This is a genomic window from Carnobacterium viridans (assembly GCF_900102725.1).
In the GTDB taxonomy this organism is placed as follows: domain Bacteria; phylum Bacillota; class Bacilli; order Lactobacillales; family Carnobacteriaceae; genus Carnobacterium_B; species Carnobacterium_B viridans.
In genome coordinates this window covers 457,867-474,770 of sequence record NZ_FNJW01000008.1, presented here as the reverse complement: position 1 = coordinate 474,770, position 16,904 = coordinate 457,867, and the positions used below count along the sequence as shown (strand labels likewise).

Annotated in this window: 19 protein-coding genes and 1 tRNA gene; 19 read left to right on the top strand and 1 reads right to left on the bottom strand. The window is 33.7% G+C overall.

Features of this window, described 5'->3' with window-relative positions:
- Positions 1 to 62 precede the first annotated feature (62 nt).
- Positions 63 to 440 carry a PH domain-containing protein gene (locus tag BLT48_RS03680; RefSeq protein WP_035023214.1) on the bottom strand — a complete coding sequence of 126 codons (378 nt, stop codon included), beginning with the start codon at positions 438 to 440 and terminating at the stop codon, positions 63 to 65.
- A gap of 161 nt (positions 441 to 601) precedes the next feature.
- On the opposite strand from BLT48_RS03680, the gene BLT48_RS03675 reads away from it, so the two are divergent.
- The 19 genes from BLT48_RS03675 to fabD all read left to right on the top strand — a co-directional run bounded on the left by BLT48_RS03675 (position 602) and on the right by fabD (position 16,888).
- Positions 602 to 675, top strand: a tRNA-Arg gene (locus BLT48_RS03675).
- Between the two features lie 480 nt (positions 676 to 1,155).
- Positions 1,156 to 1,389, top strand: a complete 234-nt coding sequence (gene nrdH / locus BLT48_RS03670; RefSeq protein WP_035023211.1) for a glutaredoxin-like protein NrdH — start codon at positions 1,156 to 1,158, stop codon at positions 1,387 to 1,389.
- Positions 1,386 to 1,751, top strand: a complete 366-nt coding sequence (gene nrdI / locus BLT48_RS03665) for a class Ib ribonucleoside-diphosphate reductase assembly flavoprotein NrdI (protein ID WP_035023208.1) — start codon at positions 1,386 to 1,388, stop codon at positions 1,749 to 1,751. The genes nrdH and nrdI overlap by 4 nt, the downstream gene beginning before the upstream one ends.
- On the top strand, positions 1,738 to 3,921 hold the full coding sequence (gene nrdE / locus BLT48_RS03660; RefSeq protein ID WP_089975309.1) for a class 1b ribonucleoside-diphosphate reductase subunit alpha: 2,184 nt from the start codon (positions 1,738 to 1,740) through the stop codon (positions 3,919 to 3,921). The genes nrdI and nrdE overlap by 14 nt, the downstream gene beginning before the upstream one ends.
- Positions 3,922 to 3,936: 15 nt before the next feature.
- Positions 3,937 to 4,899 (top strand): class 1b ribonucleoside-diphosphate reductase subunit beta, encoded by a 963-nt coding sequence (gene nrdF / locus BLT48_RS03655; RefSeq protein ID WP_035023205.1) that lies wholly within the window; start codon positions 3,937 to 3,939, stop codon positions 4,897 to 4,899.
- Between the two features lie 244 nt (positions 4,900 to 5,143).
- Positions 5,144 to 6,040, top strand: a complete 897-nt coding sequence (locus BLT48_RS03650; RefSeq protein WP_035023202.1) for a DUF975 family protein — start codon at positions 5,144 to 5,146, stop codon at positions 6,038 to 6,040.
- A gap of 347 nt (positions 6,041 to 6,387) precedes the next feature.
- On the top strand, positions 6,388 to 7,545 hold the full coding sequence (locus tag BLT48_RS03645; protein WP_089975306.1) for a hypothetical protein: 1,158 nt from the start codon (positions 6,388 to 6,390) through the stop codon (positions 7,543 to 7,545).
- 62 nt (positions 7,546 to 7,607) lie between these two features.
- Complete coding sequence (locus tag BLT48_RS03640) at positions 7,608 to 8,285, top strand: lipoprotein (protein ID WP_226776645.1); 678 nt, start codon at positions 7,608 to 7,610, stop codon at positions 8,283 to 8,285.
- Between the two features lie 181 nt (positions 8,286 to 8,466).
- Positions 8,467 to 9,030: a CDP-alcohol phosphatidyltransferase family protein gene (locus BLT48_RS03635; RefSeq protein WP_089975301.1), complete on the top strand. Its 564-nt coding sequence runs from the start codon at positions 8,467 to 8,469 to the stop codon at positions 9,028 to 9,030.
- Between the two features lie 36 nt (positions 9,031 to 9,066).
- On the top strand, positions 9,067 to 9,516 hold the full coding sequence (locus BLT48_RS03630; protein WP_226776646.1) for a CBS domain-containing protein: 450 nt from the start codon (positions 9,067 to 9,069) through the stop codon (positions 9,514 to 9,516).
- Complete coding sequence (locus BLT48_RS14160) at positions 9,507 to 9,743, top strand: CBS domain-containing protein (protein ID WP_244885796.1); 237 nt, start codon at positions 9,507 to 9,509, stop codon at positions 9,741 to 9,743. Before BLT48_RS03630 ends, BLT48_RS14160 begins: the two co-directional genes overlap by 10 nt.
- Before the next feature lie 171 nt (positions 9,744 to 9,914).
- Entirely contained in the window at positions 9,915 to 10,481 is a 567-nt protein-coding gene (locus tag BLT48_RS03625) for an NADPH-dependent FMN reductase (RefSeq protein ID WP_035023186.1), read from the top strand.
- Positions 10,482 to 11,496: 1,015 nt separating this feature from the next.
- Positions 11,497 to 11,934: a MarR family winged helix-turn-helix transcriptional regulator gene (locus tag BLT48_RS03620; RefSeq protein ID WP_035023183.1), complete on the top strand. Its 438-nt coding sequence runs from the start codon at positions 11,497 to 11,499 to the stop codon at positions 11,932 to 11,934.
- Positions 11,935 to 12,110: 176 nt separating this feature from the next.
- Complete coding sequence (locus BLT48_RS03615) at positions 12,111 to 12,455, top strand: DUF2187 family protein (protein WP_035023180.1); 345 nt, start codon at positions 12,111 to 12,113, stop codon at positions 12,453 to 12,455.
- A gap of 593 nt (positions 12,456 to 13,048) precedes the next feature.
- Positions 13,049 to 13,498: a fatty acid biosynthesis transcriptional regulator FabT gene (gene fabT, locus BLT48_RS03605; protein ID WP_013710926.1), complete on the top strand. Its 450-nt coding sequence runs from the start codon at positions 13,049 to 13,051 to the stop codon at positions 13,496 to 13,498.
- 18 nt (positions 13,499 to 13,516) lie between these two features.
- Complete coding sequence (locus BLT48_RS03600) at positions 13,517 to 14,491, top strand: beta-ketoacyl-ACP synthase III (protein WP_089975298.1); 975 nt, start codon at positions 13,517 to 13,519, stop codon at positions 14,489 to 14,491.
- A gap of 74 nt (positions 14,492 to 14,565) precedes the next feature.
- Complete coding sequence (locus BLT48_RS03595) at positions 14,566 to 14,796, top strand: acyl carrier protein (protein ID WP_013710924.1); 231 nt, start codon at positions 14,566 to 14,568, stop codon at positions 14,794 to 14,796.
- A 25-nt stretch (positions 14,797 to 14,821) separates the two neighbouring features.
- Complete coding sequence (gene fabK, locus BLT48_RS03590) at positions 14,822 to 15,781, top strand: enoyl-[acyl-carrier-protein] reductase FabK (protein WP_089975296.1); 960 nt, start codon at positions 14,822 to 14,824, stop codon at positions 15,779 to 15,781.
- A gap of 162 nt (positions 15,782 to 15,943) precedes the next feature.
- Positions 15,944 to 16,888 (top strand): ACP S-malonyltransferase, encoded by a 945-nt coding sequence (gene fabD / locus BLT48_RS03585; RefSeq protein ID WP_089975293.1) that lies wholly within the window; start codon positions 15,944 to 15,946, stop codon positions 16,886 to 16,888.
- The last annotated feature ends 16 nt before the right edge of the window (positions 16,889 to 16,904 follow it).

Sequence of the window (16,904 nt, the reverse complement as noted above, 5' to 3'; positions counted from 1 at the left end):
AGCTAGGAAATTTTTCCTAGCTCCTTTTGCCTATATGGGTCTAAACGCTTTATGACAATACTCTAGAGGACAGCGACAGCCAAAGCTTGTTGAATGGTGGTAATGTGTTTATCATTTGTAAATTGTAATGTGATAGCTGGTTCGATGGCGCTAGAAATAAAAATTTTTAATTCAGCATCTAAATCAAAGTGTCCGGTTGTTTCGACTAAAAATCGACTGATCGATTTATAAGGTAAGGAATGATAAGTTGTTTTTTTACCCGTAACTCCTTGTTTATTAATAATGATTAGCCGTTTGTTTGTAAATATGATCAAATCACGGACTAGCTTAAAAGCTAAATCAATTTCTTCAGACTCTAAAATAATGCCATCTGATTTTTTTCTAGCTTCATTCTCACTGATATTTCCAGCATTTCCTAAAAGGCCACCAATTAATCCCATGAAAAACCCTCCTTGTCTTTTTCTATTAACTCATTGTAAACCGAGTTTTTTATAAATACAACTGATTAAAATAACGTTCTTTGTTAAAAATTAAATTAATTCGTAAAAAGTGTTGACTTTTTATTCATTATTACCTATAATTAATTTTGTTGCTAGTACATGTCTCAGTAGCTCAGTTGGATAGAGCATCCGCCTTCTAAGCGGACGGTCGGGAGTTCGAATCTCTCCTGAGACATCAAATGAAAAGTTAGAAAAGTTGAATAGTCAGCTTTTCTAACTTTTTTTCATGTAGAAATAAAAAATTAGGTCTTTTAAATTATTCACTAAATAATCGCTACTTTCATCTAGGCACTTCTAAAACGGTTTAAAAGAATTATTCAGAAAAATGTAAAAATATTCTATATTTTTTTGAAATTGGTAGATTAATGTACAGCCAAAAAAAAAAATTTCTCCTTTTATTTTTTCTTCACTTTTTTTTTAATGTGAAAAGTATACGAAACTGTTTTTGGATACAAATCTACTCAAGGTTCTTCTCGCTTTAATATTCACAAGCAATATTTTAGAACACTATATATAGAAAAAAATGAATATGTCAATAGGAAAACCACTATATATAGTGGTTTATTTATTTGCCAGTAGAGAGAAATAAGTGTAGAATACAACTAGAGAAATAGAAGAAAGATCATTAAAAAAGAAACCTAAAGGAGAATGTATGATGACTCAAAAAACGATTATTGTTTATTCTAAACCAAATTGTATGCAATGTAATTTCACTAAAAAATATTTAGAAGATAAAGGTGTATCTTACGAAGTAAAAGATATCTTTGAATCAGAAGAAGCGTTAAATGAAGTCAAAGAACTTGGGTTCAGCTCTGTTCCGGTTATTTCAGTTGAAGGACAGGATGCTTTTAATGGATTTCGCCCAGATCTCCTTGATCAATTAGTATGAAAGTTGTTTACATTAGTTTGACAGGCCAAACAAGAAAGTTTGTTAAAAAATTAGATATGGATTCGCTGGAATTAACGCCAACGAATCCATATCTTGCTTTAAATGAACCATTTATTATTATCACTCCTACCTATGATAAAGAAGCAACAGACCTATTAAATGATTTTATTGAAACAGCTGATAATAAAGACTACTTTAAAGGAGTAGCAGGTGGTGGGAATTTGAATTTTGGTAAGCTTTTCGCTTTTACAGCCAAAGATCTAGCCCATGATTATCAAGTTCCGCTACTACATACCTTTGAATTTCAAGGTAACGAAGAAGACGTTGCACAACTAAAGAAAGCGGTGAATGAAATTGGATAAACCTAAATTAGCATCAAAGCCAAAAGAAATTACGTATTTTAAGTTAAACAATGAACTGAATAGACCTGTAGATGGAAAAATCCCTTTGAATAAGGACCGTGAGGCTGTACGAGCTTATTTTTTAGAACACGTGAATCCAAATACAGTATTCTTTTACACTCTAGATGAAAAATTAAATTATTTAATTGAAGAAGACTATATAGAAGAAGAATTTTTATTAAAGTATGACAGAGCATTTGTGCGTGCATTGTTTGATGATATCTATAGCCGTAAATTTAGATTTCGTTCATTTATGTCCGCATTTAAATTTTATACTCAATATGCCCTTAAAACAAATGACGGAGAACGTTTCTTAGAACGCTACGAAGATCGAATCGTTTTCAATGCGTTATATTTAGCAGATGGAGACACAGAACTGGCGAGCAGGCTTGCGGATGAGATCGTAAACCAACGATACCAACCAGCTACACCAACCTTCCTAAATGCTGGACGCAAAAGACGTGGAGAATTGGTTTCTTGCTTCTTAATCCAAGCAACAGATGACATGAACAGTATTGGTCGTGTTGTGAATAGTGCATTGCAATTGTCTCGTATTGGAGGCGGAGTAGGAGTGAATTTATCTAATTTACGTGCTTCTGGTGATCCAATCAAAAAAATCGATAATGCTTCAAGTGGTGTTGTTCCAGTAATGAAATTACTAGAAGATAGTTTCAGTTATTCTAATCAACTTGGCCAACGTAATGGAGCAGGGGCTGTTTATTTAAATGTCTTCCATCCAGATATTGTTTCATTTCTTTCAACAAAAAAAGAGAATGCGGATGAAAAAATTCGTGTAAAAACTCTTTCTCTTGGACTAGTTGTACCGGATAAATTCTATGAATTAGCAGCACACGACGAACAGATGTATTTGTTTAGTCCATATGATGTTGAACGTATCTATGGAGAACCATTTGCTTATATCGATATTACTAAAGAATACGACAACATGGTGAACAATGAAGAAATACGCAAATCTAAAATTAGTGCCCGTGAATTAGAAAATGAAATTTCTAAACTGCAACAAGAATCTGGGTACCCTTATATTATTAACGTCGATACAGCAAATCGTGAAAACCCAGTTTATGGAACGATTACAATGAGTAACTTGTGTAGTGAGATTTTACAGATTCAAGAACCTTCAATGATCAATAACGATCAAACGTATGAGCATTTAGGAACAGATATCAGTTGTAATCTTGGTTCAACTAATATTGTAAACTTGATGAAGTCGTCTGATTTTGGAACTTCAATCGACACGATGGTTCGGGCTTTAACGATGGTTACCGATCAATCAAGTATTGATGCGGTACCGTCAATTGAAAATGGGAATGATAAGTACCATACGATTGGTCTTGGGGCAATGGGACTGCACACGTATTTAGCGTTGAATCAAATTCACTATGGTTCACCAGAATCCGTTGAATTTACGGATGTGTACTTTAAATTGTTAAATTACTATACGTTAGTATCCAGTAATAAAATAGCGAAAGAAAGAGGTACGACTTTTTATAATTTTGAAAAATCTACGTATGCGAATGGTACTTATTTTGATAAGTACATCAACGAAAACTTTGTTTTTTCAAGCGAAAAAGTTCAACACTTGTTCGATGGGATCCAAGTGCCTACTATAGAAGATTGGGCAGCTTTAAAAGAAGCGGTAATGAAAGATGGTTTATATCACCAAAACCGTTTAGCTGTAGCACCAACAGGTTCAATTAGTTACGTAAACGAAACATCATCTAGTTTACATCCAATCACACGTTTGATTGAAGAACGTCAAGAGAAAAAGACGGGGAAAACTTACTACCCAGCACCTTTCTTATCAAATGACACAATGCCTTATTATAAGTCCGCTTATGACATGGATATGCGTCAAGTGATTGATGTTTATGCAGCAGCCCAAAAACACATTGATCAAGGGATGAGCTTAACGCTCTTCTTACGTTCTGAAATTCCTGAAGGGTTGTATGAGTGGAAAAATGGACGCACAACCAAACAAACGACTCGTGATTTAAATATTTTACGTCATTATGCTTGGAAAAAAGGTGTGAAATCTATTTACTACGTTCGTACATTTACTGAAAATTCAGAAGAAATTGGTTCGAATGCTTGTGAGAGCTGCACCATTTAAAAGGAGAGAACTAGAATGACAACAAATTATACAGCCATTAACTGGAACAATATTGAAGACATGATTGATAAGTTAACATGGGAAAAATTAGTAGAACAATTTTGGACGGATACACGTATCCCATTATCGAATGATTTAGACGATTGGGCACGACTTCCTAAAATCGAAAAAGACATGGTTGGTAAAGTATTTGGCGGATTAACCTTATTGGATACTCTTCAATCACAAGATGGTGTTCAGTCGTTAAAACAATCCATCCGTACTCAACATGAAGAAGCGGTGTATAACAATATTCAATTTATGGAATCCATGCATGCGAAAAGCTACAGTGCGATTTTTAGTACGTTAAATAGCAAATTTGAAATTGATGAAATTTTTCAATGGACAAACACAGATGAGTTATTGCAATTAAAAGCATCCACCATTAATGATATTTACCATAATGGAACAGATTTGCAACGAAAAGTTGCTAGTGTCATGTTGGAATCTTTCTTATTTTATTCAGGTTTTTTTGCTCCGCTGCATTATTTAGGAAATAACAAGCTGCCAAATGTAGCAGAAATCATTAAATTGATCTTACGAGATGAATCCGTTCATGGAACGTATATTGGATATAAATTCCAAATTGCATTTAATCAGTTGCCTGATGATGAAAAAGAAGAAATAAAAAATTGGACATATGAATTGCTTTTTAAACTGTATCAAAATGAAGTGAAGTATGCAGAATATTTGTATGATGAAATTGGATGGACAGAACGTGTGAAAGTCTTTCTTAGATACAATGCAAATAAAGCATTGCAAAATCTTGGATTTGATCCGTTATTTCCGGATACAGCTAACGATGTAGATCCAGTTATTATGAACGGGATTTCTACGGGTACATCTAACCATGACTTTTTCTCACAAGTCGGGAATGGATATCTGCTTGGCATGGTTGAGTCAATGGAGACTGAAGACTACGAAAAATGGACTCTTTAAGAATAGTATAAGTTTTTATTTAGAATTTTTGTAATGAACAGATGTAAATAAAGAAGAGGCTGGGTTTTTATCCCAGCCTCTTCTTTATTTACGACTATTCGCTCCAGCGATTCAGGTTTAAACGCTTTTTATCTCACTCTCTGGAAATGAATAAAGACAATTATCTAAAGGTTAATAATTGTGAAGAAATAAAGTTTCAGTTATGATAAGATTGTTATTACATAGGTAAAAAGGAGGAAAAATAATGGAAAGACGTGAAATAAAAAGAACCGCAAAGAAATTATTAAAAGGAAATTGGAAAGTTGCTATTTTAAATTTAATTATTATTTCTGTTTTGACAGGCGCCATCAGCCAAGGTATTTTTACTTTGATTGGTTCTGGAAGCTCTTTTACAATGATTGATTCTGTCATGCAAGGTAATTTAGATAATTCAACAATGGCTGTTGAACCTACTATTACAGCTAGTTTATTAACGTCACTTGTTAGTATATTAGTCAGCTTCGTTTCTGGATTGTTGAATGCTGGTTATGCTTGGAATATTTTAGATATGGTGGATGGAGCAAAATTGACTATCGAAGGTATGTTTCAAACATTTAAAAAAGAACGTATCTTTAAAACAACCGGTTTGATTATTGTAACCACTATTTTGATTATGCTATGGTCATTATTATTTATCATACCAGGTATTATTAAAAGTTATAGCTACAGCCAAGCGTTGAACTTAATGAAAGATAATCCTTCTATTAGTATTATGGAGGCATTAGATCAAAGTCGAGAAATGATGAAAGGAAATAAATGGAAATTTTTCTTATTACAACTTTCATTCCTTTTGTGGTACATTGTACCGTTTGTTCTTTTTGGTTTATTTACATTAGGAAGTATTCAAACAATCACAGCAAGACTGGAAGCAAGTCCTAATGAGGGAATCTTTGTTATTTTAGGTTTCCTTCTGGCATTTTTAGCTATCTTGCTATTTGTTATTCTAATTTCTTTTTTCATCGAACCGTATAGAGTTACTTCTCAACAGGTCTTTTATCGCTCGTTAACGGATAGCGATGTGTACAATACTGAACGCAAAAAAGGTGACAATCAGTATAATGAGGATTATGAAGGCAAACAATTAGATGATGTCGACTTTTAAAAGAATCTTAACTAAACAGGTTTATTTTAAATAGAACATCCTGAAGATAAATTTAAAAGACTAGCAAGGAATGAATGTTGTGAACAGTCATTTCTTTGCTAGTCTTTTTTGCTCAATAGTAAAATGTTTGAATAGTCTGAAAATAATCATGCTATTTAGGAGTATATCTTTTTGTTATCAAAGAAAGATAGGATACAATAAAATTAAGCATAAAAGTCTACAAAGAGGTATTTATAAAAAATACACATCTGTTAGCTTTAAAATTTAAAAAGAATGGAGGAAAAGGTTAATTAGCTAAAAATCATTTCTTGATGCTACTCGGTACTTAAGAAAGGAGTAGAGAAAAAATGAAAAAGTTGGGATTTCTACTCATTTTAGTTGTTGTTTTGGTTGGATGCGATGTTGGTCAATTGGCAGATAAATTAACAGAAGAAATTATGTCTAATTCTGTAAGCAGTGAAAGCACTCAATCAACTGCTTCTAGTGGAGGAAATTCAGCTGTAATTGAAAGCTCTGTTGAAGACAATGAAGAGTTTCTGTCCGAGCAAACCTCATCAGATTCAACGGATAAAAAGAGTTCGATTGGATTAACCTTAGTTCCGCAAGATGCTGAAATCAGTAAAGGGTTAACTGTTGAAACAGATGCTACATTAGGTATGTTAGAGGATTATGTAAAAGAAAATCCGAATATGGGTTATGAAAATGACGTAACTATTATCTATACAGGAGAAACATATGGGGAATCACCCAATCTTGCAGGAATATTTTTTATTATCAATCGAACAACTAGCGCTATGAAAGATATTCATTTTACGTACACATTTGGTAAATCAGATAGTGAATTGATTTTTGATAAGCAGTCGTTTACATTAAAGGGAGATAGTTTTGGTACGCTAGAACCGAACACTGTTATGCCAATGTATCTAATGATTGATTCCTCTAAGGAAGCACTCTTAAAAGGGATGAACACAAGTCAATTGGTAGAAGAAATACACGTATTTGATTATACACATGCTGGTAAGTCAGATCAATCAACCCAATCTGAGGAATCAGCTGTTGAAACAAGCAAAGATGAATTGAGTCTTGTCATTCCGAAACAAAACACTGACAATGGTCAAACGTTTGATAATAATCCCTTGATGGCTGAATTTCAACAACTCGTAACGGAACATCCGGATATGGGATTTAATAATGATGTGACAGTTATGTATTCTGGATTGTATGATAATACTGAAGGAGACACAGCGGCTTACTTTTTTGTTATTAATAAAACGGATATTGAGATGAAAAATATCCGTTATCAACTGAGTTACGGAAATAAAGATGGGGAAATGGTTTGGGATAAAGAAGCTGTTATTTTGAGAGAAGATATATTTGGTCCGCTAAAACCAAATACCGTTCTCCCTTTAACGATGACAGTTCCAAAGGGGAAAACAGATTTATTTTTTTCTATTACAAATGAGAATCTTTCAATTAAGTTGGATGAATTTAATTTTGAAGAGTAAAAGAGTTCGAAATAATTAGTACTATAGGGTAGTAGGGTTAAAAAAGGGGAAGGATGATTAAAATGAAAAAAATAATAACGCTTTTTGGAGCAGTTGTTTTGTTGGCAGGTTGTGATTTTATTGGGGGAGGTAGCGAAACAACATCTTCTAGTGAAGCAAGTTCGATAGCAACGAGTGAAAGTATGATGAGTTCCGAAATGTCCTCAGAGTCTTCGGCAGTTGCTAGTTCTCAATCAAGTATTATTACTACAAAAGAATCTATGGTAGATTCTAGTGCAACAGGTGAAACAACTACAGATATGTCTATTCCACTTGTACCTCAAAAAATGGAGTTAGACCAAGGTTTAACGCTTGAAAGTGATTCTGTATTACAAGAAATAGAAATGAGAATGGCAGAATCAGAAGATATTGGTATTGAAAATGATGTAGCCATACATTTCACTGGTATGTATTTAGATGAAACTGGAGGGATGCAAGCTATATTTATTATCGTTAACAGAATGGATGTAGCCATGACAAATATCAATATCACGATAAGTTTTAGTACAGTCGATGGCGCTGTTATATTAGATAAAGCACCTTTCTATCTAACAGAAGAATCTTTTGGAGTATTAGAACCGGATACTGCGATGCCGATTTACTTAGATATTCCACCTGAAAATGAAGATGCATTTTTCAGTACTTCTGATATCAATAATTTAGTTTACACAATTGACAAGTTTGATTTCGAAGAAAAATAGTATACTGCTTTTAAACCAAAAGAGCCCGATGAAATGCAAAAATAGAGCATTTCATCAGGCTCTTATTTTTATTGACTAGAATTTTTTTTGAAACCATTCATAAAAGTGGTCTAAGCAGCAATAAAAGTGGTAGGATTAACATAATACATAAGCAGTTATGCTATGCGAGAGGTGATGTTAAATGAAACTACAAACAAAAGACTTTCTCACTCTTCCCAACATTTTATCGTATGTTCGTCTATTGCTCATCCCAGTCTTTATGGTGCAGTACTTGACAGCTACAGGTATAGGCGATTATTATATTGCTGGAATAATCATTGTTTTTTCAGGATTGACGGACTTACTAGATGGATACATTGCTCGAAAATTTAATCAAATCACAGAATTAGGAAAATTACTCGACCCGATTGCTGATAAGCTTACTCAAATAGCCGTCATTATTTGTTTATTCGTTCACTATAAAAAAATGTGGATCATTATTGCCTTGTTTGTAGCAAAAGAATTATTTATGGCTGTAAATGATTTTTTACTTTATCGACAAGGTAAGAAACTTGATGGTGCTAAATGGTTTGGGAAAGTATCTACTGCAGTATTCTATGCGTGTATGACATTTTTAGTGGCATTTCCTAGTATCCAAGCAACGACTGCAAATAGCTTAATGTTGATTACTGGTTTTTTCTTAACACTCTCATTTGTCTTATATGGGCGTGAATTCTTTACCATGTATCAAAAAAGTTCAAAGTAAATTTAACGTGTAAGTAAATCCTGAGAGGAGTACAAAATGAATAATGCAGAACGCTTTATTGCGAGTTTTAATCGTATCCATAATTTCTTAAGCTTTTCAGATAATGAAAAAGAATATAAAAAGCCTTTTTACCGTTTATTAGATGAAAATGAATACCGCAATCCTGCCGTAAAAAAATATAAGAATGATCTACAAATTTTTGCCGATCTTAGAAATGTTATGGTACACAAAAAATTAATTCCAAATAGTTATATTGCTCAACCGACAGATAAAGTAGTCAAACACATTGAACAAATTGAAGATGAAATAAAAAGTCCTGAAAAAGTTTATCCATTATTTAAACGTGATGTCGTTCAGTTTAATTTCGATAATTTATTTACACAAGTGTTAAAAACCATTAGTGAAAGAAAATTCACTCATTTTCCGGTGTATAAAGACAAGAAATTGATTGGTTTATTAACGGAAAAGGAATTACATTGTGGCTAGCGAATCAATTAGAAGACGAAACGATTTATTTGAAAAAAACGATGGTGGAAGAGATTGTTTTAGAAGATACAAGAAAAAATAATTATTTATTTATCAAAAAAAATATGTCTGTTGAGATTGCGGCAGATCTATTAAAAAATGATCGACGTTTGGATGCTTTACTTATAACAGAAAACGGTAAAGTATCAGAATCTCCTTTAGGTATTATTACTCCTTCAGATTTATAATAGTTCTTTAGGGATTAAGAAGAAAATAATTCATCTAAAATGATTTCGATTAAATCAAATTAGTTGCCGAATAAAACAGTTTGTACTATAGTCACTTTAAGTTAGTAAAGTAATTGTATTGATTTATTGCTAAGTAAGCTGCTAAGCTAAAAAACAAGGAGGAAGAAGTAAATGACAAAAATTGGAATCATTACAGGTAGTACGCGTCCAGGACGGAATAGCTTGCAAGTCGCTCAATGGGTAAAAGAATTAGCTGACAAACGCGGAGATGCAGAATATGAAATTGTAGACATTGCAGAATACAATCTGCCTTTATACAATGAACCGATTTCTGCAGCATATAGTCAAAACTATGTTACACCAGAAGCCATTCCATGGTCTAAAAAAATAGCTGAGTTAGATGGTTATGTCTTTATTACTCCTGAATACAATCACGGTATTACATCGGCGTTAAAAAATGCAATTGATTATCTTTATCCTGAATGGAACAATAAAGCGGCAGGAATCGTTAGTTATGGTTCATCTGGTGGAGTAAGAGCTGCTGAGGCTTTACGAGTTGTTTTAGCTGAACTACAAGTTGCAAGCGTTCGTACACACCCAGCAATGTCTTTATTCACTGATTTTGTAAATATGAATGAATTCAAACCAGCTGATTTGCATGTAGCTTCAGTAAACACTTTATTAGACCAAGTTGTTGCATGGTCAACAGCGCTACAACCTTTAAGAAATAAGGCCTAAATCCGAGTCCAAATTCATACTTTTTAAATAGTAAATTTCCAATCTTTAAAGTTGAAATTAAAGCGTTTTCTTGTTAATATAATGGTGTAAAGAAGGACAAGGTACAATGTCTTCTTTATTAGAGTCAATGAATTATCGACTCTAAAGTTAATAGTAGATTCACTGCTATTAACTCAACTTCATAGAGTGGCTAAGTTCCTGAAATAGAATAAGTCAAGACTGAAGTATCCAAACCCCACATGAAGGAAGTAGAGTTCATGTGCACAATACAATTTAATAGTTAAAGTATAGAAAAATAGAAGCAAAGATGGGAACTAGCTACAAAATGAAAAGAGAGTCTCTAATAAGAGGCTCTTTTTATTGCCTAAATTTTAGGCTTCATCAATTGACATGTTAGCGTTTACATGGTATATTCAATATGTAAAGAGAGACATGTATATAAAGAGAGCATGCCACTCTTTATAGAAGCTAGTGAAAGTAGCTTCGAGGACAAATAGTCGAGTAAAGCTATCTTGTCCAAGCTCATTTATTTAGTTGATTGCTAATGTATGACCTTTCTAAATGAAAACCAATCAGAAATACTAGATGAATGAGCGCTAATATAATCAGCATGTAGTTCTAGTTTAAATGAATTGAAACGATCAACCTTTGTAGAAGTTGATATCAGAGATTCACTAGAACCATGCTATAAGATTTAAGAAGGACGTCCTGATTTCTAGGATGTTCTTCTTTTTTACGTTCTTTAACCAATGATGTTGGTGGATAAAATAAAATTTCTTCTGGAGTAGACGGAAGTGCTTGTGGAGAGCCATAGTCTTCAGACGTTCAAGCCTCTAACAAAACGTTAACGTTTTGTTAGTCGTATTTAATCCTTTATCCAACTACCCCTCAACGTGTAGCTATATAGATTGACAATCCCATATTTTTAATGGTATATTTATCTCGAATTAAAGATAATTCTAGTCCTAATAAAAGTATTTAAAGATAAGTTCAAAATGGAAGGTGATCCGATAAAATGGAAGACTCAACTAAAGCACTAAAAGCGTTAACCGTATTGTTAAAATCTTCTTCAAGTGTTCTAGATGTTATAAAAAAAGATATGATAAAATATGGATTAAATCCGACCGAATTTTCAGTTTTGGAGCTTCTTTATAGTAAAGGAGATCAGCCAATTCAATATATTGGAAAAAAAATATTATTAGCCAGTAGTAGTATTACGTATGTTGTAGACAAGTTAGAAAATAAAGGTTTTATACAACGCTGTCCTTCAGCCAAAGATCGACGTGTAACAAACATTGCCATATCTGAAAAAGGAACTGCTTTTATGGAAAATGCTTTTCCAAAACACGAAGAGTTGATTTCTAGTATGTTTGATGTGCTCAATGAAGAAGAACTAACTACTTTAACTGAATTATTAAAAAAAGTAGGATACCATGCTAGTTCATTTAAATAAAAATAGCAGGTTACTAACGCAAAACTAGAATAGAATTTTCAAGGGGTACTATCAAATGTAAAGACTCTTGCGTACTAGTGCTTCATTTTATTGCTGAAATATGGTATAATCATTTTTAGCAGAACAATTTACTGGAATACGCTCAAATTAAGAACCAAAGAAATGAGGGGATTTACATGGGGAAAGTTATTACCGAAGAAATTCAATCTTTAGTTGAAGTTGAACTTCGAAAAGGTGCCAGCAAATCAAGAATTGCCACCCTTTTAGGCGTACCATATGACGAAGCAATCGTTATAATTGACGAAATAAAAGCTTCATTTAGACCAGATGTAGGAGATAGAATTATCTTTTCATTCCGAGATGAAAAAATGGCCGGAACAATTATTAAATTATTAAATAATAGTGCCGTTGTAGAAATCTATTGGGATAATTCTTCTCATAAAATGAAGGACATAATGGAAAGCAAAACCATTGTTAACTTTAAAGATATCGAAGAATTTGTATCTAGTGAAATAGAATAACAAAAGCAAAAAAAGAGTTGAGACAACGTGTCTCAACTCTTTTTTTGTTGACTACACCTAGGAAATAGTGTTGATAGAAGAAAATAAAATTTCTTCTGGAATAGACGGGTTTGCTTGTGGAGAGCCATGGAACCGCCTGAAGCCTAAAGTTCATAGTCTTCAGACTTTCAAGCCTTAAACAAAGCGTAAGCGCTGAAGCGTCAACGCTTTGTAATTCGCATTGAATTCTTTTCATGGCTACAAGCAAACCCTATTCCTCCAGAAATTTCGTGTTCTTAATTTAACTAAGCTATCAACACTAAAAAGTATAGAGCCTTTTTGTTTTGAATTCTTTTGAGATGATTTAATAATAAAGATTTTCTATGATTTCTTAAAAGAGGTTTTTTTTGTTTTTTTGGAGAATTACTTTGATAATCAAAATAAAATTAACGCTTATAAACATTGGTATTAAAAGGTTTTAATCGATAAGACAAAAATAATACTATAATTAATCTTGACACATTCACTAAAAAATAATATAGTTTGATGGTCAAACAATTTGATGTTCAAAGTAATTAAGTTAATTGCTAATTTGGAAGAACGGAGGAGTTGGTGTGGACGAATTAATTCCTGAAATTAATTCTTACTTGGTAACAATATTTAATGAAATTCTGATAATTGAAGAAGGTGCTCTTCAAAGCAGCACATTTAAAGATATCTCAATAAAAGAAATGCATACGATTGAAGCTATTGGCATGTATGGTGTTCATACGACAACGGAAGTTTCAAAAAAACTTTCGGTTACTGTAGGGACATTAACCGTTTCTGTTAATAACTTAGTGAAAAAAGGATACGTTGAACGCATACGAAATGATAATGATCGCAGAGTCGTTAAATTGGGCTTAACGAAAAAAGGTCGATTGCTTTATCGACTTCATGACAAGTTTCATCGAGATATGGTTAAAGAAACGTTAGAAGGCTTGAACCGAGAAGATGCAGAAATGTTGATCAAAGGCTTAGAGAATCTTCATATTTTCTTAGACCGCACAAAAAATAATTTATAAGAACAGAGTTGAATTCTAATGAAGGCAAAAATTATGGGTGCTGGAAGTTATGTTCCACATAAAGTAGTTTCAAATGCGATGCTAGAAAAAATGATGGATACCAATGATGAATGGATTAGAACTCGTACAGGCATAGAAACGCGTCACATTAGTGAGGGTGAAAATACTTCAGTACTTTGTGGTAAAGCCGCAATGGACATTCTTGAAAAAACAGGTATTTCTGCTAAAGAAATAGATTTTATTATTGTAGCGACAATGACCCCAGATGGGTTAAGTCCTTCAACTGCTTGTTTAGTACAAGATTATATAGGCGCAAAACCTATCATGGCTTTTGACGTGAATGCAGCATGTTCTGGTTTCATTTATGCTTTATCGATCGGTGAGAAGTTGATTCAAAGCGGTACTTTCCAATATGGATTAATTCTTGGCGGAGAAGTCATGTCAAAAATTATTGATTGGCAGGATCGAAGTACAGCAGTTCTGTTCGGTGATGGTGCTGGAGGCATATTGCTAAGCGCAACGGAAACAGAAAACAGCTTTTTAGGAGAAGATATCCATTCAGACGGAAGTCGTGGTGAGTCTCTTACAGCTGGCAGTCACTTGGTTACAAATTTCCATACAAAAGAAAATCTTGAAAATAGATTTCTTCAAATGGACGGAAGATCAATTTTCGATTTTGCTATTCGAAGTGTTCCTGAAAGTATTCGAACGGTTGTAGAATCTTCCAATTATACTCTTGGAGAGGTAGACTGTATTGTTGCTCATCAAGCAAATTACCGTATTTTACAAGCTATTGCAAAAAAACTAAAAATACCAGTTGAACTATTCGCAACAAATATTGCTAAATATGGCAATACTTCTGCTGCAAGTATTCCAATCTTGTTAGATGAACTTTTGACAAATGGAGATTTGGTTTTGGGAAGCAAGAAAAAAATCGTTCTTACTGGATTTGGTGGAGGACTCACATGGGGCTCCATGCTTATTCAACTTTAAAGAGGTTATACTAGCCCGCATAGGCTTAAAAAAATAAGCAAAAATAAAAACAACTATAATGGAGGAATTACAAAATGACATTCGAAAAAATTCAAGCAATCATCGTGGACCAATTAGACAAAGAGGAAGAAGAAGTACAATTAGAAACAAACTTCCGTGAAGATTTAGAAGCAGACAGCTTAGACTTATTCCAAATTATCAATGATATTGAAGACGAATTTGATATTAAAATTGAATCTGAAGAAGGTTTAACAACTGTTCAAGATATCGTAACTTTTGTTGAAGTTGAATTAGCTAAAAAATAAACACCCATAAGAAAGCAGGTACTGTATGCAGTCTGAATTAATTGAAAAACTTGGAATTAAATACCCTATTATACAAGGCGCAATGTCTTGGGTTGCTAATCCTAGTTTAGTGAGTGCAGTTTCAAATGCTGGCGGTCTAGGAATATTGGCTTGTGGATATGCTTCAGGTGAAATTGTGCGAGAACTGATTAGAGAAACAAAAAGTTTAACAGACAAACCTTTCGGTATCAACGTACTATTAACATCACCTAACGTAGATGATGTTGTAAAAGTTGTTTGTGAAGAACACATAAAAGTTGTAACGACTGGTGCTGGTAGCCCTGGAAGATATATGAATCAATTTAAAGATGCGGGTACAGTAGTTATTCCAGTAGTTGCTTCAGTTGCTTTAGCACGACGCATGGTAAATGAAGGAGCAGATGCAATTATTTGTGAAGGTATGGAAGCTGGTGGTCATATTGGTAAAACGACGACCATGAACTTAGTACCACAAGTGGTTGACAGTGTCTCTGTACCAGTTATTGCAGCAGGAGGTATTGCTGATGGACGAGGTGTTGCAGCTGCATTTATGTTAGGCGCTTCAGCTGTCCAATTAGGAACACGTTTTGTTGTTGCATATGAAAGTACTGTTCATCAAAACTTTAAAGATGCCATATTAAAAGCAAAAGATATTGATACTGTAGTTACTGGTCAAATCACTGGTCATCCAGTACGTGTCCTACGCAACAAATTAACTCGTCAATACTTAAAAGTTGAAAAAGACATCACAAGTGATGAAAAACCAGATTTCAATCGTTTAGAAGAACTTGGAAAAGGTGCTTTGAAACGAGCTGTCATAGATGGCGATAAGGAAACTGGATCATTTATGTCTGGTCAAAGTGCTGGATTAGTTAATAAAGAACAAAGTAGTCATGAAATCATCCAAGAATTAATGCATGAATATCAAGAAGTAATAAAAGAACAAGCCAACCTCATTTTAAAATAAGGTGAACTTAGGTAAAAAAATAACTAGAAAGCTAAAAGGAGGTCTTTTCGCTTCAGATAGTTTTTCTAGTTTTTTTTTGATTATTTCTCTTATTGATTGAATGTATGTGGCATGGATGATTTTTTTATAGACAAATTACAGTATTAAAGGAGAAGAGACCTTATGAAAACTGCCTTTGTGTATAGTGGACAAGGCGCTCAATACTTTGGTATGGGGCAAGACTTGTATGAAAAGTATAGTGTCGTTCGAGAAGTTTTTGATCAAGCTGAACAATCTTTAAATATCGATATGGCTGAGCTGTGCTTTAAAGAAAATGACTTGCTGAATCAAACAACTTATACTCAACCTGCTATCCTTACTGTAAGTTTGGCTATTGATGCATTGTTAAAAGAAAAAGGAATCCATCCTGATGTTGTAGCTGGTTTAAGTCTAGGAGAGTACAGCGCGTTTGTAAAAGCAAATGTCCTATCTTTTGAAGATGCCGTTAAGTTGGTTAAAAAAAGAGGGCAATACATGACTGATGCTGTTCCACTCGGTAAAGGTGCGATGAGTGCCATCATGGGATCGGATCGACAAACTATTCTTGAATCTTGTAATGAAGCGAGTGTGCTTGGTATTGTTTCTCCTGCTAACTATAATATGCCTGGACAGATCGCTATTGCTGGTCTTAAAGCAGCTGTAGAAAAGGCAGGAGAACTTCTTCTTGAAAGAGGAGCGAAACGAGTGGTTCCTTTACAAGTCAGTGGACCTTTTCATACACAGCTATTAGAGCCTGCCTCGATTCAGTTGGAAGAAGCGCTTAAATCCGTTTCGATTCATGATTCTGTACTGCCTGTCATTAGCAACACCATTGCTAAAGTTTTTGAAGATAAAGAGCAAATAAAAACAATGATGGTGAAACAAGTGATGTCTCCTGTTTACTGGGAAGACAGTATAAGAACGATGATTGATATGGGCGTTGATACCTTTATTGAAATAGGACCTGGTAAGACATTAAGTAGCTTTATTAAGAAAATCGATAAAACAGTGACTATTTTAAACGTTGAAAACGAAAACTCTTTAGAAAAAACGCTAGCTAAACTGGCTGAGCTGAACGCTCCAGCCTAGTATATTAAAAGGAATG

Bases quoted from the DNA above. Each gene is read 5' to 3' on its own strand.
- BLT48_RS03635 (WP_089975301.1), top strand. From the start codon at position 8,467: ATGAAACTACAAACAAAAGACTTTCTCACTCTTCCCAACATTTTATCG.
- BLT48_RS03615 (WP_035023180.1), top strand. From the start codon at position 12,111: ATGGGGAAAGTTATTACCGAAGAAATTCAATCTTTAGTTGAAGTTGAA.
- fabD (WP_089975293.1), top strand. From the start codon at position 15,944: ATGAAAACTGCCTTTGTGTATAGTGGACAAGGCGCTCAATACTTTGGT.
- BLT48_RS03625 (WP_035023186.1), top strand. From the start codon at position 9,915: ATGACAAAAATTGGAATCATTACAGGTAGTACGCGTCCAGGACGGAAT.
- BLT48_RS03640 (WP_226776645.1), top strand. From the start codon at position 7,608: ATGAAAAAAATAATAACGCTTTTTGGAGCAGTTGTTTTGTTGGCAGGT.
- BLT48_RS03595 (WP_013710924.1), top strand. From the start codon at position 14,566: ATGACATTCGAAAAAATTCAAGCAATCATCGTGGACCAATTAGACAAA.
- nrdF (WP_035023205.1), top strand. From the start codon at position 3,937: ATGACAACAAATTATACAGCCATTAACTGGAACAATATTGAAGACATG.
- nrdH (WP_035023211.1), top strand. From the start codon at position 1,156: ATGACTCAAAAAACGATTATTGTTTATTCTAAACCAAATTGTATGCAA.
- nrdI (WP_035023208.1), top strand. From the start codon at position 1,386: ATGAAAGTTGTTTACATTAGTTTGACAGGCCAAACAAGAAAGTTTGTT.
- BLT48_RS03650 (WP_035023202.1), top strand. From the start codon at position 5,144: ATGGAAAGACGTGAAATAAAAAGAACCGCAAAGAAATTATTAAAAGGA.
- BLT48_RS03645 (WP_089975306.1), top strand. From the start codon at position 6,388: ATGAAAAAGTTGGGATTTCTACTCATTTTAGTTGTTGTTTTGGTTGGA.
- BLT48_RS03620 (WP_035023183.1), top strand. From the start codon at position 11,497: ATGGAAGACTCAACTAAAGCACTAAAAGCGTTAACCGTATTGTTAAAA.
- BLT48_RS03630 (WP_226776646.1), top strand. From the start codon at position 9,067: ATGAATAATGCAGAACGCTTTATTGCGAGTTTTAATCGTATCCATAAT.
- BLT48_RS03680 (WP_035023214.1), bottom strand. From the start codon at position 440: ATGGGATTAATTGGTGGCCTTTTAGGAAATGCTGGAAATATCAGTGAG.
- nrdE (WP_089975309.1), top strand. From the start codon at position 1,738: ATGAAATTGGATAAACCTAAATTAGCATCAAAGCCAAAAGAAATTACG.
- BLT48_RS03600 (WP_089975298.1), top strand. From the start codon at position 13,517: ATGAAGGCAAAAATTATGGGTGCTGGAAGTTATGTTCCACATAAAGTA.
- fabK (WP_089975296.1), top strand. From the start codon at position 14,822: ATGCAGTCTGAATTAATTGAAAAACTTGGAATTAAATACCCTATTATA.